General features: G+C 42.0%; 22 protein-coding genes and 7 tRNA genes. 10 read left to right on the top strand and 19 right to left on the bottom strand.

All coding sequences use genetic code 11. The features are described 5' to 3' along the window. Nucleotides 1–15 precede the first annotated feature (15 nt). Nucleotides 16–900, top strand: a complete 885-nt coding sequence (corC, locus tag QMA12_RS16655) for a CNNM family magnesium/cobalt transport protein CorC (protein WP_290210725.1) — start codon at nt 16–18, stop codon at nt 898–900. Beyond that, entirely contained in the window at nt 881–2,434 is a 1,554-nt protein-coding gene (gene lnt, locus QMA12_RS16650) for an apolipoprotein N-acyltransferase (RefSeq protein ID WP_290210724.1), read from the top strand. Before corC ends, lnt begins: the two co-directional genes overlap by 20 nt. Nucleotides 2,435–2,652: 218 nt before the next feature. On the opposite strand, the gene QMA12_RS16645 is transcribed toward lnt, so the two are convergent. Further along, entirely contained in the window at nt 2,653–3,417 is a 765-nt protein-coding gene (locus tag QMA12_RS16645; protein ID WP_099297021.1) for a class II glutamine amidotransferase, read from the bottom strand. A gap of 229 nt (nt 3,418–3,646) precedes the next feature. On the opposite strand from QMA12_RS16645, the gene fadE reads away from it, so the two are divergent. Continuing rightward, nucleotides 3,647–6,103: an acyl-CoA dehydrogenase FadE gene (fadE, locus tag QMA12_RS16640; protein ID WP_290210723.1), complete on the top strand. Its 2,457-nt coding sequence runs from the start codon at nt 3,647–3,649 to the stop codon at nt 6,101–6,103. A gap of 15 nt (nt 6,104–6,118) precedes the next feature. On the opposite strand, the gene QMA12_RS16635 is transcribed toward fadE, so the two are convergent. Next, nucleotides 6,119–7,228: a DUF6136 family protein gene (locus QMA12_RS16635; protein ID WP_290210722.1), complete on the bottom strand. Its 1,110-nt coding sequence runs from the start codon at nt 7,226–7,228 to the stop codon at nt 6,119–6,121. Further along, nucleotides 7,225–7,815, bottom strand: coding sequence for an ATP-binding cassette domain-containing protein (locus QMA12_RS16630; protein ID WP_290210721.1), 591 nt, complete (start codon nt 7,813–7,815; stop codon nt 7,225–7,227). Before QMA12_RS16630 ends, QMA12_RS16635 begins: the two co-directional genes overlap by 4 nt. A gap of 163 nt (nt 7,816–7,978) precedes the next feature. Between QMA12_RS16630 and QMA12_RS16625 the strand changes: the two genes are divergently transcribed. Next, nucleotides 7,979–9,922 (top strand): S9 family peptidase, encoded by a 1,944-nt coding sequence (locus tag QMA12_RS16625; RefSeq protein WP_290210720.1) that lies wholly within the window; start codon nt 7,979–7,981, stop codon nt 9,920–9,922. A 167-nt stretch (nt 9,923–10,089) separates the two neighbouring features. Here the strand turns inward: QMA12_RS16625 and QMA12_RS16620 are convergent. The 9 genes from QMA12_RS16620 to dnaQ all read right to left on the bottom strand — a co-directional run bounded on the left by QMA12_RS16620 (nt 10,090) and on the right by dnaQ (nt 13,052). Next, a tRNA-Asp gene (locus QMA12_RS16620) sits at nt 10,090–10,166 on the bottom strand. Between the two features lie 54 nt (nt 10,167–10,220). After that, nucleotides 10,221–10,297, bottom strand: a tRNA-Asp gene (locus QMA12_RS16615). Nucleotides 10,298–10,334: 37 nt separating this feature from the next. Then, nucleotides 10,335–10,411: transfer RNA gene (locus tag QMA12_RS16610), tRNA-Asp, on the bottom strand. A gap of 38 nt (nt 10,412–10,449) precedes the next feature. Further along, a tRNA-Asp gene (locus QMA12_RS16605) sits at nt 10,450–10,526 on the bottom strand. A gap of 30 nt (nt 10,527–10,556) precedes the next feature. Continuing rightward, nucleotides 10,557–10,633: transfer RNA gene (locus tag QMA12_RS16600), tRNA-Asp, on the bottom strand. Nucleotides 10,634–10,674: 41 nt separating this feature from the next. Beyond that, nucleotides 10,675–10,751: transfer RNA gene (locus tag QMA12_RS16595), tRNA-Asp, on the bottom strand. A gap of 27 nt (nt 10,752–10,778) precedes the next feature. Continuing rightward, a tRNA-Asp gene (locus QMA12_RS16590) sits at nt 10,779–10,855 on the bottom strand. A 98-nt stretch (nt 10,856–10,953) separates the two neighbouring features. After that, complete coding sequence (locus QMA12_RS16585; RefSeq protein ID WP_290210759.1) at nt 10,954–12,303, bottom strand: TIGR03503 family protein; 1,350 nt, start codon at nt 12,301–12,303, stop codon at nt 10,954–10,956. A gap of 35 nt (nt 12,304–12,338) precedes the next feature. After that, entirely contained in the window at nt 12,339–13,052 is a 714-nt protein-coding gene (dnaQ, locus tag QMA12_RS16580; RefSeq protein WP_290210719.1) for a DNA polymerase III subunit epsilon, read from the bottom strand. A 68-nt stretch (nt 13,053–13,120) separates the two neighbouring features. On the opposite strand from dnaQ, the gene rnhA reads away from it, so the two are divergent. Both rnhA and QMA12_RS16570 read left to right on the top strand, forming a co-directional pair. Next, on the top strand, nt 13,121–13,588 hold the full coding sequence (gene rnhA, locus QMA12_RS16575; RefSeq protein WP_290210718.1) for a ribonuclease HI: 468 nt from the start codon (nt 13,121–13,123) through the stop codon (nt 13,586–13,588). A gap of 98 nt (nt 13,589–13,686) precedes the next feature. After that, nucleotides 13,687–14,541, top strand: coding sequence for an MBL fold metallo-hydrolase (locus QMA12_RS16570; RefSeq protein ID WP_290210717.1), 855 nt, complete (start codon nt 13,687–13,689; stop codon nt 14,539–14,541). Here QMA12_RS16570 and QMA12_RS16565 read toward each other — a convergent pair. Then, nucleotides 14,512–15,270, bottom strand: coding sequence for a class I SAM-dependent methyltransferase (locus QMA12_RS16565; RefSeq protein WP_290210716.1), 759 nt, complete (start codon nt 15,268–15,270; stop codon nt 14,512–14,514). The genes QMA12_RS16570 and QMA12_RS16565 overlap by 30 nt on opposite strands. A gap of 51 nt (nt 15,271–15,321) precedes the next feature. Here QMA12_RS16565 and gloB point away from each other — a divergent pair, with 51 nt between their 5' ends. Both gloB and QMA12_RS16555 read left to right on the top strand, forming a co-directional pair. Beyond that, nucleotides 15,322–16,107 (top strand): hydroxyacylglutathione hydrolase, encoded by a 786-nt coding sequence (gene gloB, locus QMA12_RS16560; protein WP_290210715.1) that lies wholly within the window; start codon nt 15,322–15,324, stop codon nt 16,105–16,107. Between the two features lie 138 nt (nt 16,108–16,245). Beyond that, complete coding sequence (locus QMA12_RS16555) at nt 16,246–17,841, top strand: LysM peptidoglycan-binding domain-containing protein (protein ID WP_290210714.1); 1,596 nt, start codon at nt 16,246–16,248, stop codon at nt 17,839–17,841. Nucleotides 17,842–17,895: 54 nt separating this feature from the next. Here the strand turns inward: QMA12_RS16555 and QMA12_RS16550 are convergent, their stop codons facing one another. Genes QMA12_RS16550 through QMA12_RS16535 form a run of 4 tightly spaced genes read right to left on the bottom strand, consistent with a single transcriptional unit; the run spans nt 17,896 to nt 20,182 of the window. After that, nucleotides 17,896–18,345, bottom strand: coding sequence for a flavodoxin (locus tag QMA12_RS16550; RefSeq protein ID WP_290210713.1), 450 nt, complete (start codon nt 18,343–18,345; stop codon nt 17,896–17,898). Then, nucleotides 18,345–19,109, bottom strand: a complete 765-nt coding sequence (gene truC / locus QMA12_RS16545; RefSeq protein ID WP_290210712.1) for a tRNA pseudouridine(65) synthase TruC — start codon at nt 19,107–19,109, stop codon at nt 18,345–18,347. Before truC ends, QMA12_RS16550 begins: the two co-directional genes overlap by 1 nt. Further along, nucleotides 19,102–19,422, bottom strand: a complete 321-nt coding sequence (locus QMA12_RS16540; RefSeq protein ID WP_290210711.1) for a YqcC family protein — start codon at nt 19,420–19,422, stop codon at nt 19,102–19,104. The genes truC and QMA12_RS16540 overlap by 8 nt, the downstream gene beginning before the upstream one ends. Before the next feature lie 7 nt (nt 19,423–19,429). Next, nucleotides 19,430–20,182 carry a Nif3-like dinuclear metal center hexameric protein gene (locus tag QMA12_RS16535; RefSeq protein WP_290210710.1) on the bottom strand — a complete coding sequence of 251 codons (753 nt, stop codon included), beginning with the start codon at nt 20,180–20,182 and terminating at the stop codon, nt 19,430–19,432. Between the two features lie 150 nt (nt 20,183–20,332). Between QMA12_RS16535 and QMA12_RS16530 the strand changes: the two genes are divergently transcribed. Further along, the gene (locus tag QMA12_RS16530; RefSeq protein WP_087534209.1) at nt 20,333–20,704 is read left to right on the top strand and encodes a hypothetical protein; all 372 of its coding nucleotides are present in this window, start codon (nt 20,333–20,335) and stop codon (nt 20,702–20,704) included. Between the two features lie 36 nt (nt 20,705–20,740). On the opposite strand, the gene QMA12_RS16525 is transcribed toward QMA12_RS16530, so the two are convergent. After that, nucleotides 20,741–21,211, bottom strand: coding sequence for an HPP family protein (locus QMA12_RS16525; RefSeq protein ID WP_290210709.1), 471 nt, complete (start codon nt 21,209–21,211; stop codon nt 20,741–20,743). Nucleotides 21,212–21,304: 93 nt separating this feature from the next. Here QMA12_RS16525 and QMA12_RS16520 point away from each other — a divergent pair, with 93 nt between their 5' ends. Beyond that, nucleotides 21,305–21,877, top strand: coding sequence for a TetR/AcrR family transcriptional regulator (locus QMA12_RS16520; protein WP_290210708.1), 573 nt, complete (start codon nt 21,305–21,307; stop codon nt 21,875–21,877). Nucleotides 21,878–21,950: 73 nt separating this feature from the next. On the opposite strand, the gene QMA12_RS16515 is transcribed toward QMA12_RS16520, so the two are convergent. Next, the gene (locus QMA12_RS16515) at nt 21,951–25,136 is read right to left on the bottom strand and encodes an amidohydrolase family protein (protein ID WP_290210707.1); all 3,186 of its coding nucleotides are present in this window, start codon (nt 25,134–25,136) and stop codon (nt 21,951–21,953) included. Between the last annotated feature and the right edge of the window lie 20 nt (nt 25,137–25,156).

The raw sequence follows: 25,156 nt of genomic DNA, 5'->3' as shown, positions 1-25,156 counted from the left end.
GAGCAGATAGACGCAATGAGCGACGATAACTCGCAGACTAGCCAGGGTTCTTCTAGCAAGACCTGGTTGGGTAGAATTACCCAAATGTTGCAAGGGGAACCCCAGAATAGAGAAGAGCTGGTTGAAGTAATTGCCGATGCGCAAGAACGGGATGTCATTGATCCTGAAACCAAAGAGATGATTGAAGGTGTGCTTGGTGTATCTGAGCTTAAAGTGCGAGACATCATGATCCCGCGCTCACAAATGATCACCTTAGAAGTTGATGCACAGCTAGAGCAATTAATTCCGATGATGGTTGATTCAACGCATTCACGTTTTCCTGTGGTATGCGAAGACAAAGATCATGTAGAAGGTATTTTATTAGCAAAAGATTTATTGCCGTTAATATTAAATAAAGACGATCAATTACCCTCTTTACGCGATTACTTACGCCCAGCCGTTGTGGTGCCTGAAAGTAAACGCGTAGACACACTACTGAATGAATTTCGACAACAACGCTACCACATGGCTATTGTTATTGATGAATACGGCGGTGTATCAGGGCTCGTTACAATAGAAGATATCTTAGAAATCATCGTCGGCGAGATTGAAGACGAGCATGACGAAGAAGAAGAACAACAAGATATTCGCCAACTTGCCAAGCATGTATATGTAGTGCAAGCGCTAACACCTGTTGATGATTTTAACGAAAAGTTTAAAACAGGCTACAGCACACAAGAAGCCGACACAATTGGCGGCACTGTGTTGCATGCGTTTGGCCATATGCCAGGGCGCGGCGAAACCATCGAAATCGATGGCCTACAATTTAAAGTAACTAATGCAGATAACCGTCGGTTATTGCAACTACAAGTTACTGTACCTAAGGCTGAAGACAGCGACAGTGAAGACAATACTGACTAACTGCCTACATTTAGCTAAAGATAAAAAAGCATGGCTCGCACTGGTTGCGGGCCTCTTTTTAACTTTAAGCTACGCTCCATTCGGGATTTGGCCCCTGACCTTTGTTTGCCTAATTGTGGCAATTTACACTTCACATAACCAACAATACGGTAAAAAGCCCAGTAAACAAGCCGCTAAATATGGCTTTCTTTTTGGTCTAGGGTGGTTTGGTGCTGGCATAAGTTGGGTGCATGTCTCTATAGCCACATTCGGCGGTATGCCACTGGCAGCCTCAGTGCTGCTTATGGTGCTGTTATGTGCCTATCTAGCTATTTACCCAGCCCTTGCCTTTATGTTTGCTACACGCTTTGCTAGCGGCGCACATAGCTATGGGTTATTACTTATTAGCGGTTTTGCTGTAACAGAGTATTTACGTGGTGTGGTGCTAACTGGCTTTCCTTGGCTAAGCTTTGGCTATACACAAACCGATAGCCCGTTAAATTATTTAGCGCCCACGGTGGGTGAGTTTGGCCTAACATTAATCTGTATTGCCATTGCATTTTCATTTTACCAATTACTGTTCAATCGCAGTTTAAAGAGTACGATTGCAACGGCAGCCTTCATTGCCCTCATTTCACTGATTGGCAATATATTTCAAAGCCCTCACTATAACGATAAAACCATCAGCACATTACTCGTTCAGGGTAATATAAAGCAACATCTGCGCTTTGAACCCAGTGAATTTTGGACTACCATGAGTAAGTATCAAGACATGACTCGTCCTCACTGGAACGCTGACTTAGTCGTTTGGCCTGAAGCCGCGGTGCCTGAAATAGAAGCCCTTGCCGACAGCTTTTTAGCTGGCCTTGATAGCGCCGCCTCGTTTAACAACACCGCCCTTATTACCGGTATTGTCGACTACCAGCTTGATACCAAAACTATCTTCAATACCCTTATAGTGCTAGGTAATAAAGAACGTGGTGACGAGCACGGCCATTATCAATACTTAGGTAAAAACCGCTATCAAAAACACCAGTTGCTGCCGATTGGTGAGTTTGTGCCGTTTGAAGATATTCTGCGCCCTATCGCGCCTTTGTTTGATTTACCCATGTCCTCGTTCACCCGTGGCGATGAAGTACAAAACAATCTACGCGCCAACGGCCTAAATATTCTGCCTGCTATCTGCTACGAAATCGCCTTTGCTGATTTAGTGCGTGGTAATTACCACAACGAGTCTGATATTTTATTTACCGTAAGTAATGATGCCTGGTTTGGCGCCTCCCACGGCCCTCACCAACATATGCAAATTGCCCGTATGCGTGCCCTTGAATTACAACGCCCGCTTATTCGAGTAACAAACAACGGCATCAGCGGCGTGTACGATCCAATTAGTCAAACTCAAATCAGCATGCCACAGTTCAAGGCAGAAACCCTAAAAGTAAACGTTAAGCTTATTGAAGGTGATAGCATTTATAGTCGATATGGTAATTTGCCAGTGTGGATAGTAGTGGTGTTAATGGGTTTTGTGGGAGTAGTTATAAGATTAAAGCTTTAAACAAGGTGTAAAATTATCTTTATTGATAACTTTCACTTAGCCCAGCCAGCTTTGATGTAATTTCTCTTAACTAACGAAATTTTAACTTCTTAGTTTGCCGTTAGAGTATGTAATTAATTACATACTCTAAGAATCTATGAGCTTGTGCTAAGTGAGTACTATACTTCAGATAGTTAGCTAAATCTTGAAGTATAATTAAAGTGGTGGTACTTCTAAAACTAAATTAATTCCCCCATTTTAAATAACGCGAATTCACCTGGTTCCATTTTTTGCCAACGTTCATCGTTTGTTAAAGGGCGAGTTGCAATCACAGTAACCACATCGTTAGGTGTGGTTTCTTGTTGAAAATCAACCACCATATCGGCATCTATTAAAGTTGCTTTACCAAAGGGTGCGCGGCGGGTGATCCAATGTAAGTTATTGGTACAATACGCTAATACATACACCCCATCAGTAAGCAGCATGTTGAATACTCCCTTTTCTCGAAGTGTATGCGAAAGCTTTGCCGCATAACGAAATACGGATGCCATATTGGATGGGCGTTTTGGGTATTTTTCACGGATTTTATCGAGCAACCAACAAAAAGCCAACTCACTGTCAGTGTTACCGACAGGGCGATAATACTCAGGTTTTAAATCATGATAATTCGAAAGCTGACCATTATGAGCATAGGTAATTTCGCGCCCCCATAACTCACGGGTAAATGGGTGAGTATTTTCAAGACAGACACGACCCCGATTACCTTGGCGAATGTGGCTTATCACCGATACACTTTTTATTGGGTATGCTTTAACTAACTTGGCAATTTCAGACTGGCAGCTAGGCTCAGGATCTTTAAAAGTACGACAGCCCTTGCCTTCATAAAAGGTAATACCCCAACCATCTTTATGTGGGCCCGTGTTACCACCGCGCTCCAGTAAGCCCGAAAAACTAAAACAAATATCTGTCGGCACATTCGCCGACATGCCAAGCAACTCACACATAAAATAAATTAACCCTTAAACACAATGTTTATACAAACGAAGAACTGAGATCTAGGCTAGCATTGTTAAACATAAGCAACATCAAGGCAAGCTTATGTTAGCCGCTTATCCTATACTCTTTACGAACATGTGACTAAACTGACAGATAATCTCATTTAGCCTCTTGATAATTACCGATTCTAGCGCTACTCTAACGAAGGTGGTCTGACCTCTATTAAGGATTGAATACATGACACTCATATTTATACTTGGTTTAATCGTGTTGCTTAGCATCGCGAGTTACCACAGAGCGAGCTGGAACACAGCCCTTGGCGTTTCTATCGCAACCCTTGTTATCGGCACCTTTGCCGGTGCTTTTGGTGCAATTAGCTGGTTGATCTTTTTAATCATCGCTGTGCCACTGTCTGTTACTGGCATTCGCCAGCAATATATTATAAAACCAATTTTTGCTGCGTTTAAAAAAGTAACGCCTACCATGTCTGACACTGAGAAATCAGCTATTGATGCAGGTACTACGTGGTGGGAAGCCGATTTATTTTGCGGCCGCCCTGATTGGGAAAAACTACATCAGTATCCAATGCCTAAGCTCACCATTGAAGAGCAAGCATTTATTGATGGTCCGGTTGAAACTGTATGTAGTATGCTAGATGATTGGGAAGCCACTCACGAGCTAACTGATTTACCGCAAGATGTTTGGCAATATCTAAAAGATAATAAATTCTTTGCCATGATCATCAAAAAAGAATACGGCGGCTTACAGTTTTCTGCGTTTGCACAATCGTGTGTATTACAAAAGCTAACCAGTAAATCGACTTTGCTTTCGTCAATTGTGGGTGTACCTAACTCACTAGGTCCAGGCGAGTTACTACAGCACTACGGTACAGAAGATCAAAAAAATCATTATCTTCCTCGTTTAGCAAGCGGTGCAGAAATTCCATGTTTTGCCCTAACCTCTCCGGAAGCTGGTTCTGATGCCAGTGCAATTCCTGATTACGGCGTTGTATGTAAAGGTATGTGGGAAGGCGAAGAAGTTGTTGGTATAAGCTTAACCTGGAACAAACGTTACATTACGCTTGCGCCAGTAGCGACAGTACTTGGCCTGGCGTTTAAAATGCAAGATCCTGACGGCCTTTTAGGTGATACAAAAGATCTTGGTATTACCTGTGCGCTTATCCCTACGGATATGCCTGGTGTTGAAATTGGCCGTCGCCATTTCCCGCTTAATGTGCCGTTCCAAAATGGCCCAACTCGCGGTAAAGACATTTTTGTACCACTTGATTATATTATTGGTGGCCCAGAAATGGCCGGTCAAGGCTGGCGTATGCTGGTTGAATGTTTATCGGTTGGTCGTGCAATTACCCTGCCTTCAAACTCTGTTGGTGGCATTAAAACCATCGCCCTGGCCAGTGGTTCATACAGCCGCATTCGTCGCCAGTTCCGTTTGCCTATTGGTCAAATGGAAGGGGTTGAAGAGTCACTTGCAAAACTTGCCGGTTACGCTTACAGCTCAGATGCAGCAGTGAGCATGTCGACCGGCGCGGTAGATTTAGGTGAAAAACCATCGGTTGTTTCAGCGATTATTAAATATCACTTAACTGAGCAAATGCGTGATTCAACCATTCATGCAATGGATGTTCATGGCGGTAAAGGTATCATGCTTGGGCCAAATAACTACTTAGGCCGTGGCTACCAAGGTGCGCCGATTGCCATTACCGTTGAAGGCGCAAATATCCTAACCCGTAACATGATTATTTACGGTCAAGGAGCTATCCGTTGTCACCCATTCGTTTTAACTGAGTTAAACGCATGTTCAATTGAAGACCGTGAAGAAGCACTTGCGGTATTTGATAAAGCACTAATGGGCCACATCGGCTTTACTATTTCTAATTTAGTACGTACTAAGTGGTTAGCATTTACTGGCGCACGTTTTGCAAGTACGCCTTATAAAGATGAAACAGCTGAGTTTTACCGTATCGCATCACGCTTTAGTGCCTCACTTGCGTTAATGTCAGATATTAGTATGGCTGTATTTGGTGGTTCATTAAAACGTAAAGAGCGTATCTCTGCACGTTTAGGTGATTTACTAAGCTACCTATACTTGGTGTCTGCTACGCTAAAACGCTATAACGACGAAGGCCGTAAAAAAGAAGACTTTGCGCTTGTTCAATGGAGCTGCCAAGATCACCTTTATCACTGCCAACGAGCGTTAGCCGATTTAATTAATAATATGCCATCGGCGCCGTTACGTGCAGCACTTAAGCTAATGTTATTCCCATTTGGTCGCCCGGTTCGTAAACCAACAGACAAACTGGAACATAAATTAGCACAGCTATTACAAGTTCCAAGTGAAACCCGTAACCGTCTTGCAAGCTATGTATACTTAACCAATGAACCACTTAACTTAGTGGGTCGTCAAGAGCAAACACTTAAAGACGTGCTAGCTGTTGAGCCATTATTTGATAAAGTATGCCGTGAAAAAGGCGTAAAACTGCCTTTCTTCCAGCTTGATAAAGTAGCACAAATGGGCCTTGATGCAGGTATTCTAACGCAAGCAGAAGCTGATAAGCTGGCTGATGTTGAAAAAGCCCGTTTAGATGTAATTAATGTTGACGACTTTGACCCAGCTGATTTATTAGCAGGTAAAGCCGCACGCAAAAGTGCAGATAACAAGGCTGATGCGGCTTAACTGATTAGCAGTTAATTACATTACAGCCAGTAACAAACCTGTTATAACCATCCAAACCAGCGCATAATGCGCTGGTTTTTTTTGTGCTAAGGTCTGTTGTAGTAAACACCAAACACCCCCTATTACTAGCAATAAGTTATTTGCGTGATTAAATAAAGCCCCAAAACCAACCAGTGCGAGTAATAAAACAATTAAGCTAGGAATAAATAAGCTAACAAAGAATGCTGTTTGCTTATTCTGCATTTTAAAAAATACACTATATTGTTGATGTAAATGACGACAATCAAATTGTAATGAACTACTAAACAGCACCACAAAGGCAAGTGATAAAATGCTGAATATAGCAGCTAAATCAGCGCGCTCTTGCAACAACACTTTGGATGCCATAAATACACACAGCAATAAAGCCCCTCGCCAAATCAGAGCCCAGCTATTATGTATAAAAAATAATAACCAAAAACCTGCAAGTGAACTCAACTTTACCTTTGCGGTAAAACTAAAAGGCACCATCAAGGTACTTAGGGCAAACAGCAGCATAAAACCACACTGATAAATCAGTGGATTAACATCTAGCGGTAACGTTACCCAGATTGCGGATAACAAAAAACCATAAACAAGCGCTATTGGCCTGTATAAACATAAAATGCCGATCACAAATTGTAATAGCAAAAACAGCAAGAAATGCGGCACTCTAAGCCACTGGCTCACACTAAGGTCAATCGCGATAAGGAGGCTCGCAATCAACCAGCCATTGCTTAACAGTAAAAGCTTAATATCCATCAAACCAAGCCAATACCGCTTTACCAATGTCTGTTGAAAGGCACGTTGAGCGGTGTTTTTTATTGCAGATTTCATTGCGCTTAACATGATACTTTGCAACAACAAATACAGCCAAGCCATCTGCGCACCATACTGCGGTGCATCGCTGCTATCGATAATTTTGCCCAGTCCTAAAAATAACAGTAAAATCATACCCAGCATGGCAGAGCCAAGTACCACTAGAAATAACAAACCAAAGTTTTTAAGCTGCAGCAATAATTGTGTGAGTTCAGTTTTGTAAGCCTGATACCGATAGCCCATAAAACAGCGATATTGCCCTATTGATTGTTTAAAATTTGCAATCATAAAGGCATACACTCAAAGCCATGCTCAATAAATGGCGCTGGTTCATGGCAGGTGATGATTATTTGACCTTCAGGCTTATCAATTAAATATTCATCAAGTAAATTTAGTAAATACTGAATACTGGTTTGATCAAGGGCTGCGCTGGGTTCATCTAATAGTAAATACGGTGCATCTCGCATAAGCGCTAAAATTAACTGGCATTTCTTTTGGTTACCTGATGACAGCGCATCAAAACGCGTATTTAAAAATTCATTAAAATTAAACCCATCTATTATTCTCGTGGGCCAACGACAATCCTGCGTATTCACGGATAAGTTAATAATTTGCTTTGCTGTTAGAAAATCTGGTAAAGCAATACAGTCTGAGGCTATAGCAACTTGCTTATGTGGTTCGGTTAATGCTTTCTTAGAAAATAAAATCTGCCCACTTTGACGCGTTTCAAGCTCTGCTAAGATCATTAATAACGTTGTTTTTCCTTGGCCATTAGGCGCTTCAATACATGTCTTAGGTGCTAAAAATTGCACGCTATAATCACTGTACAATATGTTTTCAGCAAACTGTTTATGTAACCCAATGACTTCTATCATAAATACTCACTTTTTCAATAAGTTATTATTATAACGAATACTTATCTAAAAACGATACACGCTTTGTAACACTTTATTGCTGTTCGCATATGCGAAGTACTTGCGTTTAAAAAACGTTCGGTTAACACTAAGAGTCTATAACTATAAACCAAGGAATGTATCTATGAAAAAAGCCCTCAAACTTGCCTGTATTACCTGTGCAGTATCGATTGCATTAACAGGTTGCAGTCAATCTAATAATTCAGCCTCTGCATCTGTGACAACTGCGCAAACACAACAAGTAAAAACTTATAACGCAAAAACTTTTTTTGATACTACATCTATCATGGGTAGTAGCTTTTCTCCTTCTGGCGATAAGGTTCTGGTCAGTAGCGATGAAAGTGGCATTTACAGCTTATATGAAGTCGATGTAAAAACCAGCAGTAAAAAGCGCTTAACTAACTTTGAAGACAGTACCTACCCTGTACGTTACTTCCCTAATGATGAGCGCGTTTTATTTACCAAAGATTCAGGCGGTAATGAGCGCTTTCATGTCTACGTGCGTGAACTTGACGGCACAATCAAAGATTTAACCCCGGGCGATGAAACGCGTGCCAGCTTTGCAGGCTTTACCAAAGACGGTAGCCAATTTTTTATCACCAGTAATCAGCGTGATGCCAAGTTTATGGACTTGTACCGCGTTGATAGTAAAACGTATCAAGTCACGCCTGTGTATCAAAATACCTTAGGTTTAAATGTGGGGGCAATCAGCCCTGATGGCCGTTATATTGCGCTATCTAAAAGCAATACTAATAAAGACAGTGATACATTTATTCTTGATACCTATAAAAAGACACTCAAGCCACAGTTAATTTCTAAACATGATACACCGGCTCAATATACGCCTGACACCTTCTCTGTAGACAGCAAATATTTATACTACTCTACAGACGCTAAAGGTGAGTTTTCGCAAGTTTGGCGCTATGACTTAGCCACAGGCGAACATAGCCCTGCATTAAAAGATGACTGGGATGTTAGTTTTATATACTTCTCTCACTCTGGTCGTTATCAAGTAAGTGGTGTTAATGCTGATGCCAGCACCAAAGTGACCGTCAAAGATACCAATACCGGTAAAGAAATCGCTATGCCTGAATTGCCAGCTGGAAATTTACGCGGTGTGAATTTCTCACGCGATGAGAAAAGCATGGCGTTTTACTTAAACTCAGACACTTCACCAAGCAATTTATTTGTCTGGCAAGTGGCTAGTAATGCAGCTAAACAACTTACAAATACATTAAGTAAGAACATAGATCAAAACGATTTAGTAGAGAGCACCATCGTGCGCTTTAAAAGTTTTGATGGTTTAGAGATCCCTGGTGTTTTATACAAACCAAAGCAAGCTAGTAACACAAATAAAGTGCCTGCTTTAGTGTGGGTGCATGGCGGTCCTGGTGGGCAAAGCCGCACAGGTTACAGTGCGATGCAACAGCATTTAGTTAATCATGGTTATGCCATTTTTGCGGTCAATAACCGTGGTAGCTCTGGCTATGGAAAAACCTTTTTCCATCTCGATGATAAGAAGCACGGCACTGACGACTTACAAGATATTGTTTACGGCAAAAAACACTTACAAAGTTTAGATTGGGTTGATGCCGATAAAATCGGTATTATGGGTGGAAGCTACGGCGGCTTTATGACCGCAGCAGCGCTTGCCTTTGAACCTGAAGAATTTAAAGTGGGCATCAATATTTTTGGTGTCACCAACTGGGTGAGAACACTAAACTCAATTCCACCTTGGTGGGAAAGCTTTAAAAAATCCCTGTACGATGAAATGGGCGACCCCGCCACCGATGGTGAGCGTCACCGTGCTATTTCACCATTATTCCATGCTAAAAACATCACTAAACCTCTAATGGTAATTCAAGGTGCTAACGATCCGCGGGTATTACAAGTTGAAAGCGATGAACTAGTTGCCGCAGTAAAAGCCAATGGTGTACCAGTAGAGTATGTATTGTTTGACGATGAAGGCCATGGTTTTAGCAAAAAAGAAAACCGTATTAGTGCCTCAAACGCGTATCTCAACTTTTTAGATACTTACTTAAAAGAGTTATTTGGCCCACAAAACTAAATAAAACGAGAAAGTAATAAATGGCCTGTGCTTGAATGAGAGTGCAGGCTTTTTTATGCCTACCTAAAGCTGATAGCTGATAGCTGATAGCTGATAGCTGATAGCGATTATGCTTTAATTTATTAACAAGGGAATTATTTATTTCTTGTTATTGAGGAAATAACAAGTGGCGGAGTGGACGGGACTCGAACCCGCGACCCCCGGCGTGACAGGCCGGTATTCTAACCAACTGAACTACCACTCCGCAGTGGTATGTGCATGGGGTAATGCACTTACTAATTTTATTCATGATATCAAGTGGCGGAGTGGACGGGACTCGAACCCGCGACCCCCGGCGTGACAGGCCGGTATTCTAACCAACTGAACTACCACTCCGCAAAGATATCATTATACTTGCTATTACTTAATTTGTTGGCGGAGTGGACGGGACTCGAACCCGCGACCCCCGGCGTGACAGGCCGGTATTCTAACCAACTGAACTACCACTCCAGCATACAAATTTTGTAATATAACAGTGTTTAAATAGTTGGCGGAGTGGACGGGACTCGAACCCGCGACCCCCGGCGTGACAGGCCGGTATTCTAACCAACTGAACTACCACTCCAGCGCATATTTAAACTGTTATTTTTCTTATTGGCGGAGTGGACGGGACTCGAACCCGCGACCCCCGGCGTGACAGGCCGGTATTCTAACCAACTGAACTACCACTCCATAATAAGAATATGTTTTACAACCATATGTTGTGTAAGTGTTGGCGGAGTGGACGGGACTCGAACCCGCGACCCCCGGCGTGACAGGCCGGTATTCTAACCAACTGAACTACCACTCCAGCATCTACTTACAAATTGTCGAAAATTGGCGGAGTGGACGGGACTCGAACCCGCGACCCCCGGCGTGACAGGCCGGTATTCTAACCAACTGAACTACCACTCCGCATTTTCGTTGCTGTCTGAGTCTCCCCTGACAGCGGCGTGAATAATACGAACCAACCCCTACTTCGTCAAGGGCTTTTTTGTTTTTTTACAGGTTTTTTAGTCATCTGACATCGAAAGGTTTAAAATTTCACCTGATTTATCACTTTTTGAGCCATTTTTACCAACTTCATTTTTTTCGCCTATAGTGGGCTCTTCATCAGCTGCTGTTTTTTTCTTCAAAAAAGGAATGCTGACTTTAGGGAATATTGGTTTTTTCTGAACAAATTTACGAATTGCCAGCCAACCAATTAATAGAACTATCAAATTCCCACCAATAATTAAGCTAATAAACACCATGGTCGACATAGACTCTGCTTCTCTAATTGCTCTGTCGATTTCTTTTTGCTCAGCTTCTGTAATTATTGGTTCTGGTAATTCTGGTACGGCTTCGATAGGACGTTCAATTTCAAATTTATAGGTAGGCAATGTCGCCATAAATTCTCGGTCATTAACATTAGTACCAAATACAGATAACTCAACACTGTAACGACCCCAATCATAATTTTTAATGAGTAACTCACGCGTCAGCAATTTACTGCCTTCTAAGTTAAACATCTGCTCTTCGTTATTAGGGTAATAAATTTTACCTTGTATCAGTACGGTTTCTGGCTTTACCACACTTGAGTCTAGAGTAATCGTTAATTTGTGTTCATGCGCATCATCTTGAGCAAGCGCTATGTCGTAACTAAATGGGGGTTCTTTTACTTCAAGCACATCTTGAACTACGGTACGTTTTAGTAAAGGAGTTTCGATGTATAACTCGGGTTGCCATTGGCCTGCGGGGAAAACAAGCTTAAATTCGCCTGTAAAAATGCCATCTTTTGGGCGCTCATCAAACCCTCGGCCATCGTCTTTAAACTGTGCAACATTATGAGTACCCGCCCCAAAGTTAGCATAATCACTGTTGTTAGTACTTATAAAGTCTACATGTAAACTAACAACATCTCTGAATAAGCCCACGTTAATCGGTTCGTTATCATTTAAAACTTGCCCTGTAATTTTGACAGTTTCACCACGAAAGAGTAACGGCGGCAGGGGTTCTACTTTTAAGTCAATATCACCAAGCACAACTATACGGCTATCAGGTAAGATACTGCCAACCACTTGCCATGGCCCTGCCATTGGTTCACGTATCGTGATCAAATCGTAACTTAGCTCGTCAAACCAATCTACGTTAGGTTCTTTAATCGCAGAGGTTGCGTAAAGCTTACTCCCGTTTGGCTGCACTAAAATAACGGCAGGAGAGCCGCGCTTACGAAAAAACAGCAACGTTATTTCATTTACTTTGTAATCGATTCGAAATCGATTATTTAATAGCGGTATTTCATTTTGTCCACTATCGCGTTTCAATAACGTTATTTTATTATCGCTATTTGCACTCAGAGCCAACGGCACAGTTAATGCCATTATTATTGCCAATAAAAATATTTTCATTGTGGGCCTTATTCGGCGCGCCATAAACATTGGCCGCCAGCATCTTGAACAATATCTAACCTTGCTTCATGCGCTACTTGCTCGTCATCTAACGCTTTTAAAACCATCAATGGAGCACGGTTTGGATCTAAACGACGAATTTCTTTTTGTTGCTGCTCACTACCCTGATCTTTATTTTGATTCAAGTTAAGCTTAACTTGGCCACCAGTCATGGCTAAGTAAACGTCTGCCAGTATTTCAGAATCCAGTAATGCGCCGTGTAACGTCCGCTTAGTGTTATCTACATCGTAACGGCGGCAAAGCGCATCAAGATTATTCTTTTGACCAGGATGCAAGTCACGCGCCATTTTAAGGGTGTCGAGAACTTGGCAGTATTCGTGAGTGTTCGGATATCCCTGATTAAGCAAGGCAAATTCATTGTCCATGTGGCCGACGTCAAACGGCGCGTTATGAATAACGAGCTCTGCGCCTTTGATGTAATCAAAAAACTCCTGCGCAATTTGATGATATAACGGTTTATCACGTAAAAACTCATTGGTAATACCGTGAACATCAATTGCTTCTTCTTCAATACTGCGTTGCGGATTAATATAAACGTGAAAATTATTGCCAGTTAATCTGCGGTTTATTAACTCCACACACCCGATTTCAATAATTCGGTGCCCTTGTTTAGGGTCGATGCCGGTGGTTTCTGTATCTAAAACTATTTGTCTACGCTGCATATCGAACTTAGCCTGATTCTGGTATCTTTCTATAATCACTTTATTGTACATAATATCAAGGTAAAACAGTGCAAAAAACCGTAGAGATTTATACCGATGGCTCATGTTTAGGTAATCCGGGCCCCGGCGGATATGGTATTTTCATGCTTTATAATGGTCATGAAAAAGAAATGAGCCAAGGTTATACCCTCACCACAAACAATCGCATGGAGATGTTAGCGGCCATAGTGGCGCTTGAAAGTCTTACTCGCCCGTGTGAAATCAACCTCACCACAGACAGCCAATATGTAAAGCAAGGCATTGAATCTTGGGTTGCAAACTGGAAAAAGCGCGGCTGGAAAACGTCAGCCAAAAAACCGGTTAAAAATGTCGACTTATGGAAACGCCTTGATGAAGCCTGCAATAGACACAAAATAACCTGGAAATGGGTAAAAGGTCACAGCGGTAACAAATACAACGAAATAGTCGATGATTTAGCCCGTGATGCCGCGGGCAGTAAAAACTTATTAGTCGATGAAGGCTACAAGCCAGAATAAAGCAATACTACATCAGCGGTGATTAATTCACCTCAAGCTATTTTACATTTAGGTTATATGATATAAGATTTAGTTATATCATATAATGGAGTTGTAAAATGCCTGTCTCGGTTAAGTCTTTTTTTCACCCACAGAGCGCTACGTTTAGTTACTTAGTTAGTTGTTTAAATACCGGTAGCGCTTTGCTGATTGACCCTCCCGCTGACTTTGACGCTCCTAGTGGCACTCTTAGCTTTGTAACTGCCGATGAAATTATTGAATTTATTACTGCCAATAAGCTGACTCTTGAGTGGTTGTTAGAGACCCACGCCCATGCTGATCATATTACCGCCGCAGGCTACATCAAACATAAACTTCACCCAAAGCACCCATGTAAACTCGGCACCGGTGCCAACATCACCCAAGTACAAGATTATTTTAGTAATTTATATCAGATTGATATGCCTTGTGATGGTCGCCCTTTTGATGAGTTGTTTGATGATAAAAGCCACTACCCATTTGGTGATAGCCAATTTAGTGTATTAACAACGCCTGGCCATACACCTGATAGTGTGTGTTATTTAATTGCAGACAACGTATTTGTTGGCGATACATTCTTTATGCCTGACAGTGGCACTGCCCGCTGTGACTTTCCTGGCGGCAGCGCAAAACAACTATATATATCTTTACAGAAAATTTTAGCCCTGCCCGATCAAACAGTCATGTGGATGTGTCATGATTATCAGCCCAACGGGCGTAAGCTTGCTAATAAAACAACGGTGGGTGAGCAACGTTTAACTAATGTGCACTTACAAAGCTCTGAGCAAGAGTACATCCATGCCAGAGAATGCCGTGACGCGACATTAAATGTACCTAAATTATTACACCCTGCTATACAAATGAATATACGCGCAGGAGAATTACCTAAAGGGTCTGCACCTAAATTAACTATTCCGCTGACGGTGCTGCTTTGATGTTTGTCGCAGCCCAGCTCCTTTAACCGGCGCAAATTGCGGCCTTGCATGCCACTTTGGTTTAATGGGGGTTAATGGAGCTACGCGTTTACGTGCAACTAACATATATACACTGCCCATGGGTTTTAAATATTGCTTAGCAAAACGTCGCCATGGCGCAAAACGTGACAACCTGTTGCCACGCGCTAAAGAAGAATAAATAAATCGCTCATCGCCGATAATTTCAAAGCCGAGTAAGTTAAGCCAATCCTTCACGCGCGCTGGGGTAAAGAAACGCCCCGTCCATGGCAATTTTTGACCACTAAATGGCAGCAATTGAGCCAAGCCACATAAACTAAACGGGTTAAACCCGGTGATCACAATATATCCACCAGGGATCAATGTACGGTGTGCTTCTCGCAAAATATGATGAGGGTCTGAATGATATTCTAAACAGTGGCTTAGAATACAAGCATCAACGCTGTGTTCATAAAACGGCAGCTCATCAATATCTGCAATAACTCCTGTAAACGGGCCTGATTCGGCCACACACACTTGATGTTTAATCGTGCTCGCACTGGTTTTAAGCTCACCACTGAGATTACCCAATTTGAGCATGTGATAACCGAACATTCGCGGTAACCACTTCGCCATCTTACGTTCAATATCGCAACGTAAATAGTCACCATGAGGAAACTCATGCCACGACAGTGGTTTAGGTCCTTCTTGAAAACTAAGGGCTGGTTTCATTTGCTGAGCTCGTTATACTATTAATATCGTCACTTTATAGAGCAATGTTACATGGTGCAAGTCAAAGCAATTAAAGCCTTTTCTGATAACTACATTTGGTGCATCACAGATAGCCAAAGCCAATTAGCCTGGGTTGTTGACCCGGGTCAAGCAGAGCCTGTACTCAACCATTTAAATGATGCTGATTTAACACTGGCGGGGATACTAATCACCCATCACCATTACGATCACACTGATGGCGTGGCCAATTTATGCAAAGCCTTCCCTGGTATCATGGTATATGGCCCAAGCAATAGTCCATTTAAAGGGATAAAAAACACGCTAAATGAAGGCGATAACGTTACAGTATTTGACACTGAGTTTGCCATCATCCATACCCCTGGCCATACTTTAGACCACATTTGTTATTTAAACCCTGCCCTGGCATTTACTGGTGACACACTATTTAGTGGTGGCTGCGGGCGCCTGTTTGAAGGCAGTGCCGAGCAAATGCAGCACTCTTTTGATAAACTAAAGAAGCTGCCAAATGCGTGTAAGATATATTGCACTCATGAATACACACAAGCAAATTTAGCGTTTGCCTTAGCGGTTGAACCTAGCAACGCGGATTTAATTGAATATGCTCAATGGGTAGATGCGAAACGCAGCAATGATGAAATTACATTACCTAGCACTATCGCTTTAGAGAAAAAGATAAACCCTTTCATGCGCAGTGATATCTCGGGTATTAGTCAAAATATCCCAACTGAATATCAGTATAAATCAAAAAACATATTACAAAATAATGAACCTTGGCAAAACTTTGCGGGTCTTAGAACCTGGAAAGACCACTTCTAAAACTATAACCTCATAGTTATCATATGATTATGGGGTATAAATGCTTAGCGTTGCAGTTTTTAGATGGTCATACAGTGGCAATGTTAGCTCATAACGGGTAGTATTCGCCGAGTTTTTTACCTGATGTATTTGGTATTTATGAAAAAATCTCCCCTCGTTTTAAGCTTGGCATTGGTGCTAAGTGGTTGTCAAACCTTGACTTCAACACAATCCGATAACGCAAGTGAGCAGCTAATTGTCAATCAAACCGCGCAGCAATTAGAAGGTGCGAGCCCTAGCGATATCAATAATGCATTAATGATCAATGCACAATACCTGCAGGTAAACGAACTTGATGACGCTCCCCCTATTTTTGATGATGTATGGGAGCGAATTCGCTACCAATTATCAATTGAGGTGCCGCAAAACCGCCCGGTTGTGACTGAACGTAACTATTATGCACGCCACCAAAGCTACTTAGATCGAGTGTCAAAACGCGCTGAGCCGTACTTGCACTTTATTGTTGAAGAAGTTGAAAAACGTGAAATGCCGATTGAGATTGCGCTACTTCCTATTGTAGAAAGCGCATTTGACCCGTTTGGTTATTCACATCGCAGTGCGTCGGGTATTTGGCAGTTTATGCCGCAAACAGGCGAACGCTTCGACTTAAAACAAAATTGGTGGTACGACGGCCGCCGCGATATTGTGCAATCTACACGTGCTGCCCTTGATTACCTTTCATATTTACACAAAACTCTTGAAGGCGACTGGTTAAACGCCATTGCAGCTTACAACTCCGGCGAAGGTCGCTTGTTACGCGCAATAAAAAAGAATCGTAAAAAGCAGTTACCAACAGATTTTTGGTCTCTTGATTTACCAAAAGAAACCACGGCTTATGTACCGCGTTTATTAGCCTTATCAGATTTGCTAAAACGTCAGGAAGAGTTTGGTCTTACTTGGAACCCAATCATAAACGCGCAGGTTGTAGAAGCCGTAGATGTTGGATCACAAATCGATTTAGCCTTGGCCGCTGATATGGCACAAATTAGCCTTACCGAGCTATACCGATTAAACCCAGGGTTTAATCGTTGGGCAACCGATCCAAATGGACCACACTTTTTACTTATTCCGTCGGATAAAGTTGACAGCTTCCAACAACAATTAGCTAAAACAGATATTAAAGATCGCTTGCGTTGGCAACAATATAAAGTAGCCAGCGGCGACAGCTTGTCAGTAATTGCTAAAAAGTTCTCAACCAGTACCAGCGCAATTAAATCACTTAATAAATTGAAATCAAATACGATACGTGTCGGTCAACAATTGCTCGTCCCCTTGAGTGATGGTGCAATAAATAGTGAACATTTACCTAAGCAAATGCGTATGGCTGCTAATAAGAATAGCCAAAAGAAACTATCGCACACAGTTAAAAGTGGCGACACCCTATGGGATATTAGCCGCGAATATGATGTCACGATCAATGAATTAGCAAAGTGGAATAAGCTAAAAAAGAGCAGTGTGTTACGTTTGGGTCAAAAACTCACGGTTTATAAATCAAGTAACAATACACAAACGGCTCTAGTTAGCACCAACCGAACCATTACCTATAAAGTTCGCCGTGGTGACTCGCTAGCACGTATTGCCTCTAAGTTTAACTTATCAGTGAACGATATTATTAAGTGGAACAAACTAGCTGGACAAAAGTACTTACAGCCTGGGCAAAAGCTGAAACTTAAAGTGGATGTAAAAAGCACTTAGTAAAGTAAGCTAAAACATAGCTAGTAAAAAGAGCGCTTATGCGCTCTATTTTATTTACTCCGGAAGCTTTGTTAACCACAGCTTTAGCCAAGGCTCTGTGACGGGCCAAGGTTCAAAGTCTTCGCAGGCATCTATTTCTAGACGATGGCCAATTGGCTTGGCCTGTAAATCACGAAACAGCTCATCAAAGCTTCGCCCTGCGCCGCAAAAAGTGTCGCCATAACTTCTGTCTCCCATAGCCACAATGCCGTAAGGTTTACCTGCAAGCATAGGGAACTGACTGTTAAGCTGGCTATAGAGCGGCGCTAAATTATCTGGTATCTCACCTTGCCCAGTGGTTGAGGTAATTACCAATATATGACTCGCTGACTTTACATCATCTAACGTGGGTGTGATGATCAGCTTTGCTTGATGGTTTGACTGCTCAATCAATTCAATCACGTCGTCACTTAAGCGTTCTGCTCCACCATAAACACTGCCGACAAATATACTTATCGTTGCCATTAATAATCCTTTTCTTGGTTTGGCCAGCCGAGTTGCTGACAAATGCTCAGCATTGCTTCACCCAGTGGCGCTTTTATTTTTACAGCTTGCTTTGTATAAGGGTGCACAAAGTTAAGCTCAGTTGCAAATAACATTAACCGACGCAATGTAAAGTGCTCCCGAAAAAACTGGTTATGCTGATTATCGCCATGATTAACATCACCAATAATCGGTAATGATAGATGCTTCAAGTGCCTGCGTATTTGGTGCTTTCGCCCAGTTTTAGGAAAACACTCAACCAATGAATAACGCACAGTTGGATATTTACCTATTGGAATTGGCAACGCCGCTTGGTGCAAACAATTAAACTGTGTTTGCGCTTGCTGAGGGGCTTTGTCCTGATCAGCAAATTTATCGGCAATTTTATCAAGCTCTTCTTTTAGCGGTTTATCTAAAAATACTGACTCTGGCGCAAAGCCACGTACTAAAGCTAAATAACGTTTGCTTATTTGGTTATCAATAAACAGCTGGTTTATATCACGAGCAGCTTCTGAGCTAAGGGCAAATAGCAATACACCTGAGGTTGGCCTGTCTAATCGATGAACAGGAAAAACATGTTGGCCAATCTGATCGCGCAGCATTTGCATCGCAAATTGTGTTTCGTGTTTATCTAAAAAAGAACGGTGAACAAGTAATCCTGACGGTTTATTTATCGCGACGTAATTTTCATCTTTATACAAAATCTCTAGTTCACCAAACTCTATTGGGTCAGGACGTTCACTCATTGTGGTTTCCAAAAGCAGTATCAAATTTATTCAGTAATGCAGTCACTTCTGTGCCACCTGATTTGTTAGCAAGCATAAGCTCACCCATTGGAGCAATAGCAAAGTTTCTCGGCAGGGGCTGTTGATTGGCAACAAGTGCAGCCATTTTTTCAATAAACACAAATTGCAGCCATTGCTCAAACGCCATCGTATCATGACAAAAAGGCGTAGTTGAAAGTAACGCTTTGGCATCAATCGGCTCATTTTGCCAAAGTTGATGCTGCTTCAGTAATGATTCAAGTTGCGCTAAATAGCTCTGAATTAGTTGGTGCATATATCGTTTATACCGGGTTGTCTATATCAATGAAAGTTACATCAAAACCATGCTCTTGTGATAATAGCTCACCAAGGGCCTTGACCCCATAACGCTCTGTGGCGTGATGCCCAGCTGCAAAAAAGTCGATACCTAGCTCACGAGAGCTATGAATGGTTTGCTCTGATGCCTCCCCTGTTAAATAAGCATCCACACCTTGGCTTGCTGCTAAATCTATATAGCCTTGCCCACCACCCGTACACCAGGCAATGGTTTCAATTGGTTCATCACGAACCAAACTTGTTAACGGCTCACGGTTAAGGACTTGGGCTATTTTTTTCGCAAACTGCTCACCCATCATCGGAGTTTTTAAACGCCCTTTTACAGCCACGCTATTATTAACGGGCTCAAGACCTGTTTCCCACTGCATATCTAACAGCTCTGCTAGTTGCGCGTTATTGCCGATAACGGGGTGAACATCAAGGGGTAAATGATAAGCAAACAAATTGATGTTATGTGCTAATAACGCACCAATGCGGCGCTTTTTCATCCCTGTGATGGGTTGTGATTCACCTTTCCAAAAATAGCCATGGTGCACCAAAATTGTATCCGCACCATGTGCAATTGCGGCATCAATGAGTGCTTGGCTTGCAGTAACCCCCGTCACAATCTTTTTAATCTGCTCCTGCCCTTCAACTTGTAGCCCGTTTGGGCAAAAATCTTTAATTGAATCAGGTTTTAAGATCTCATTTAATAATTGGTTAAATTCTCTACGCTGCATAATACTTTGCCACCTCTGCATTAGATTTTGTGCAAATTTTGGCGCTTATAGCAGCAAAATGAAAGGAAAATCGCAAAAAATTGAAAAGTTCGTCAAAACTAGGTATAAATGTGTATTCTTTATCTGTGTTTACAACGTATAGGGTCTCTGATGAGCAAACTAGACAAAACAGAAGTGTTAAATGCCTTTGAAGCAGCATATGAAGCAGCCAATGGCAAGAAACCTGAAATCACTACAAAACCTGGTTGGTACAGCATCGACGGCGGTAAAAATTTACGCCTTGCAGATGTAGCTGAGTTAACTGAGCAGTTAACATCTGGTAAAACAGCTGAGCAACCTGCTGCAAAAGCGCCAGCTAAAAAAACTAAAACTAAAACTGCCGCGCCAGCAAAATCAGCTGAGAAAAAAGCACCCTTTGCTGTTGTAACAGCTAACGAAGACGGCTATACAGCCGAAGAGTTATGGATTGTTTACCTAGCTGAAAAAGATCACGACTGCCGCCTACCACGCGGTGTTGTGTAACTTAAAGTAATACACTTTAAAATAAAAAAACCGCTGTTAAGCGGTTTTTTTGTGCCTAAATAAATATTCTTTTAGCAGCCACTGAGATAAATAGCCACATAAAACGATGAATATCGTTCCTAGTAATACTGGCGTAATTAAAAACACCCAATTTTGCCCCGTTACCATTATCAAAATAGGATTTGCTCCCGCAGCAGGATGAACAGTGTTCGTTAACATCATCATGCTAATAGCAAGCCCTGTAGCCATTGCTATGCTAGCTGTATCTACACCGATATAATTAACAAAAATAACCCCTATTAATGCGGTTAAAAAGTGCCCTCCAATTACGTTTTTAGCCTTAGCCAAAGGACTTGATGGTACGCCAAATACTAATACGGCAGTAGCACCAAAAGGGGCCATTAGCCAAACGCCATAATTCCCTAAACTATCTAAAAAAACCAACACACTTAAAGTTATCGCTGAAAATACTCCAGCACTGATCGCTTTTAGTACACCGTTACTCATGACCAACTCCAATAAGTAGACCGATTTGTCTATCTGGATATAGTAGACAAATCGGTCTACTCATGTCAAGCTTACTTTTTTAAAGGAGCCGATATGGATAAACGCACGCAAATTGTAAACACCGCTTTAGCGCTTTTTTACAAGAAAGGCATTCATGCTGTAGGCATCAATGAAGTAATACAGGCTGCTAAGGTCGCTAAAAAGACGTTGTATAATCACTTTAGTAGTAAAGATGAACTCATATGTGCATGTTTAGTAGCACGCGATGAGCGTTTTAACAGGTGGCTAAAATCACAATTTATTTATACTAAAACACCATTTGATGTAGCTGACGCACTCTTTAATGCATTATCGCGTTGGATCAACAATCAAGTAGATGAGCTTGGGGATTTTAATGGCTGCTTTTTTATAAATACGGCAGCTGAATTTCCACTGGATACGCACCCTATTGCTCAATTGTGTGCTGAGCATAAACAGACTGTACTTAAAATTATTTATGATGCGCTTACACTTACACCGCAATTTAAAGAAACCCCTTCAGAGGCAGAGCAATTAAGTAAATTACTTATGACATTAAAAGAGGGAATGATTTGCCAAGCAAGAGTCAGCAAAGAGCCACAAACATTGCTGCTTGATAAAACTATATTAAAAAAGCTTATTTCTTAAAGGGTATGCCCAAAAAGTAAAAAAGCGGCTAATGCCGCTTTTAGTCATAATCACCTATTCGGTGTTTTGTTTTTTACTTCTTTTCAAAGTAAAGTTTATCACGTTGTTTTTGGCCTACTTCATTCATAGTGGCTGCGTTAAATAAACGGCCATTGATCATGGTGTAGTCAACTTTGTCAGTATCACGAATGTTCTCAAGTGGGTTACCATCAATCACGACTAAATCGGCAAGTTTACCTACCTCAAGTGAACCAATATTTTTATCAAGGCCAATGTATTTAGCAGGATCGAGTGTCGCGGCGCGTAGCGCTTCGAGTGGCGTCATGCCGCCTTGTGCAAACATCCAAATTTCCCAGTGAGCAGCTAAACCTTCACGTTGTCCATGCGCACCTAGGTTCACTAATACACCTAAGTCTTGTAGCTCTTTAGCTACGCGAGCATTATTAAAGTGATTATAGTGATGATCGGGCGCTTTAACGCGGCGCATAGATCGCGGCAACAATTGGTTTTTCGGCACAAATTTACTTAAACGCGGATGATTCCACACATCAGTTTTATCATACCAATAGTTTTCACCCCAAATACCACCGTAAGCAACACCTAGAGTCGGTGTATATCCAACGTCACTTTGCGACCAAAGCTGTTTAATATCATCATAAATATTCGCCACTGGAATTGAATGCTCAATCCCTGTGTGGCCATCCACAACCATGGTTAAGTTATGCTGTAATAATGAGCCACCTTCTGGCACCACCATCATTTCAAGTTCACGGCCCGCTTCAATAACTTGCTGACGTTGTTCACGTCGTGGTTGATTGTATGATTTAACACTAAACGCACCCGCTTTCTTTAAGCGCTCTAAATGAAATTTAGCATCATCTAACGAATCAATATGCGAGGTGTATCCTGGCATGTTTGCACCATATAAAATGGTACCCGTTGAGAAAATACGCGGCCCCACAATAGTGCCTGCTTTTTGCATTTCACTGGCGGCAAAAATTTCGGAAGTGTCATTCGATGGATCGTGAATCGTTGTCACACCTAACGATAGTCCAGCTAGGTTTTTCCAATTTTGCTCAGGAATGATTTCGTTACTACCTTGAGAGCCATGCGCATGAGCATCCACAATACCTGGCATAATCGTTTTACCTGCCACGTTAACAACTTCAGCACCTTTAGGAATCGTTACGCTATCTGCACTACCAAGTGCTTTGATGTGTTTGCCATCAGTGATCAGTACGCCGTTTTCGATGACTTTATCACCCTGCATAGTGATAATACGCGCACCGGTTAGCGCAAACATACCTTTAGGCTCTGCCATTTTTTTGCTAAAGCTGATGTTATCGCCGCTTTTTACTTTAAAATCGGCATTTTCAGCTTGGTTAATATCAAAAATACCCGCCAAGCTAGCATGATAAAGCTCTGGGCCTAAAGTCCAATAAAGTTTATCGCTGTTTGCGCTCCAGCTAATATTTTCACCGGCCCGCACAGATAGCTGCTCGATGGGGAACTGACTGTCTTTCGGGCCGATATTTATGCTTTTACCATTTTCAACAAGCGGCGTTACAAACACTTTAAAGCGCTCTGCAAACGCTAAGTATTTGCCATTTGGCGATACTCTAAATTCAGTCGCATGTTGCGATTCATAAAGTTTTTGTACTTTCTTCGAATCAAGCTCAACTGCACTTAAACTTGGTTTTGGCCACGGACTCATCACAAAAATGCGGTCACTGGTCGCGCCAAACTGCGGCTGATAGCCACTTTTTGTAATTAACTCAGGCTCACCGCCTTTGCTACTCACTGCGTAAATGCCAGGATGCAATGACCAATCCGGATTCAAAATGCCGCCGCCTGACGCTTTGCGATAAACAACGGTTTTACCGTCAGGGCTAAATGTTGGTTCAACATATTTTCCCGGCTGTTCTGTTATTGTGTCGCCGCGACCGCTTCGTGCTGATACCACACGAACACTGCCTTGCTCGTTGTCATCCCAGGTGACATAAACAATTTTTTTACCATCACGAGAAAACTGTGGAAACAATTCAAAATGATCATCTTGGCGTGTTAAACGCTTAATTTTCCCTGACTCTAAATCACGTTTATAAATATGCCCAAGCGCCTCAAAAATAGCGGTTTCACCATCAGGCGAGACTTGCACATTACGCAGCATTTTTACGTCAAATTCATCACTATCAATATTTTGTGTAAAACGCACTGCGGTTTGAATTTTTTTATTGGTTTCGACATTAAAAGCAATGTTTTCGACTGACTTATCTTCAACATCAAGCTTGTTAATTTTACCGCCTGCCCAGAATATTAATTCGTCGTTATCTGGTGTCCACGCGATAGTAGGATAAACGCCATGAATCGCCCACGTTTCTTGCATATCACGTTCAAGCTTGTCGTACAGTTTAGTGTGTTTACCTGAGGTTAAGTCATAAACGTATAAACTGGTTTGAAAGTCATCACGCTTAATGTACGCTAGCTTTTTACCATCCGGTGACGGTGTTGGCCTAATTGCGCCCCCCATACCTTCAATAATGGTTTCAATCTCACCTGTTTGACGGTCAAAGCGTTTTATTTTGTAAATGCCGGCAACAGAATCTTTTGAGTAATGGAAAGTTTTACCTGGTGTTGCATCGTGAGAAAAATAAACATAACGACCATCAGGTGAAAACATCGGTTCACCTAAATCTTTTTGGTCATCAGCTCGCTTTGTTAACTGAACACCTTTACCGCCGGCTTTATGGTAAAGCCACACTTCACCAGCACCTAACGAGCGTGTTGCGGTAAAGTGCTTACGCGCCACAATATAATCGCCATCAGGGCTCCAAGCAGGGCTATTTAGTAATCTAAAGGTTTCGTCGGTAACAGCGGTTTGATTTTCACCATCCACGTCCATAACCCAAATATTGTCACCGCCACCTTGATCCGACGTAAACGCAATACGTTTACCGTCAGGGCTAAAGCGGGGTTGCATTTGCCATGCAATGTCTGATGTCAGTTGTGTCGCTTTGCCACCGTTGATGGGCATAGTGTAAATATCACCAAGCAAATCAAACACAATGGTTTCACCATCAGGACTCACATCAACGTTCATCCATGTACCTTGACTTACATTAATCGTCGCATCAACAAACTGACCTTGTGGCGAATCTACTTGCCATTTTTTATCATCTGCATTATCTGCAGCATGCACATTTGAATAAAGTGCTAACGATACTGATACAGCCAATGCTGTTTGCAGTAGTTTTTTCATCGAATTCTCGCTTGTTTTTG

This window comes from Pseudoalteromonas sp. APC 3893, from assembly GCF_030408095.1.
In the GTDB taxonomy this organism is placed as follows: Bacteria; Pseudomonadota; Gammaproteobacteria; order Enterobacterales; family Alteromonadaceae; genus Pseudoalteromonas.
Note: the sequence above shows the minus strand (reverse complement) of the source record. Positions and strands in the feature narration are given on the sequence as shown.

Bases quoted from the DNA above. Each gene is read 5' to 3' on its own strand.
- corC (WP_290210725.1), top strand. From the start codon at position 16: ATGAGCGACGATAACTCGCAGACTAGCCAGGGTTCTTCTAGCAAGACC.
- QMA12_RS16645 (WP_099297021.1), bottom strand. From the start codon at position 3,417: ATGTGTGAGTTGCTTGGCATGTCGGCGAATGTGCCGACAGATATTTGT.
- fadE (WP_290210723.1), top strand. From the start codon at position 3,647: ATGACACTCATATTTATACTTGGTTTAATCGTGTTGCTTAGCATCGCG.
- QMA12_RS16635 (WP_290210722.1), bottom strand. From the start codon at position 7,228: ATGATTGCAAATTTTAAACAATCAATAGGGCAATATCGCTGTTTTATG.
- QMA12_RS16630 (WP_290210721.1), bottom strand. From the start codon at position 7,815: ATGATAGAAGTCATTGGGTTACATAAACAGTTTGCTGAAAACATATTG.
- QMA12_RS16625 (WP_290210720.1), top strand. From the start codon at position 7,979: ATGAAAAAAGCCCTCAAACTTGCCTGTATTACCTGTGCAGTATCGATT.
- QMA12_RS16585 (WP_290210759.1), bottom strand. From the start codon at position 12,303: ATGGCATTAACTGTGCCGTTGGCTCTGAGTGCAAATAGCGATAATAAA.
- dnaQ (WP_290210719.1), bottom strand. From the start codon at position 13,052: ATGCAGCGTAGACAAATAGTTTTAGATACAGAAACCACCGGCATCGAC.
- QMA12_RS16570 (WP_290210717.1), top strand. From the start codon at position 13,687: ATGCCTGTCTCGGTTAAGTCTTTTTTTCACCCACAGAGCGCTACGTTT.
- QMA12_RS16565 (WP_290210716.1), bottom strand. From the start codon at position 15,270: ATGAAACCAGCCCTTAGTTTTCAAGAAGGACCTAAACCACTGTCGTGG.
- gloB (WP_290210715.1), top strand. From the start codon at position 15,322: ATGGTGCAAGTCAAAGCAATTAAAGCCTTTTCTGATAACTACATTTGG.
- QMA12_RS16555 (WP_290210714.1), top strand. From the start codon at position 16,246: ATGAAAAAATCTCCCCTCGTTTTAAGCTTGGCATTGGTGCTAAGTGGT.
- QMA12_RS16550 (WP_290210713.1), bottom strand. From the start codon at position 18,345: ATGGCAACGATAAGTATATTTGTCGGCAGTGTTTATGGTGGAGCAGAA.
- truC (WP_290210712.1), bottom strand. From the start codon at position 19,109: ATGAGTGAACGTCCTGACCCAATAGAGTTTGGTGAACTAGAGATTTTG.
- QMA12_RS16540 (WP_290210711.1), bottom strand. From the start codon at position 19,422: ATGCACCAACTAATTCAGAGCTATTTAGCGCAACTTGAATCATTACTG.
- QMA12_RS16535 (WP_290210710.1), bottom strand. From the start codon at position 20,182: ATGCAGCGTAGAGAATTTAACCAATTATTAAATGAGATCTTAAAACCT.
- QMA12_RS16530 (WP_087534209.1), top strand. From the start codon at position 20,333: ATGAGCAAACTAGACAAAACAGAAGTGTTAAATGCCTTTGAAGCAGCA.
- QMA12_RS16525 (WP_290210709.1), bottom strand. From the start codon at position 21,211: ATGAGTAACGGTGTACTAAAAGCGATCAGTGCTGGAGTATTTTCAGCG.
- QMA12_RS16520 (WP_290210708.1), top strand. From the start codon at position 21,305: ATGGATAAACGCACGCAAATTGTAAACACCGCTTTAGCGCTTTTTTAC.
- QMA12_RS16515 (WP_290210707.1), bottom strand. From the start codon at position 25,136: ATGAAAAAACTACTGCAAACAGCATTGGCTGTATCAGTATCGTTAGCA.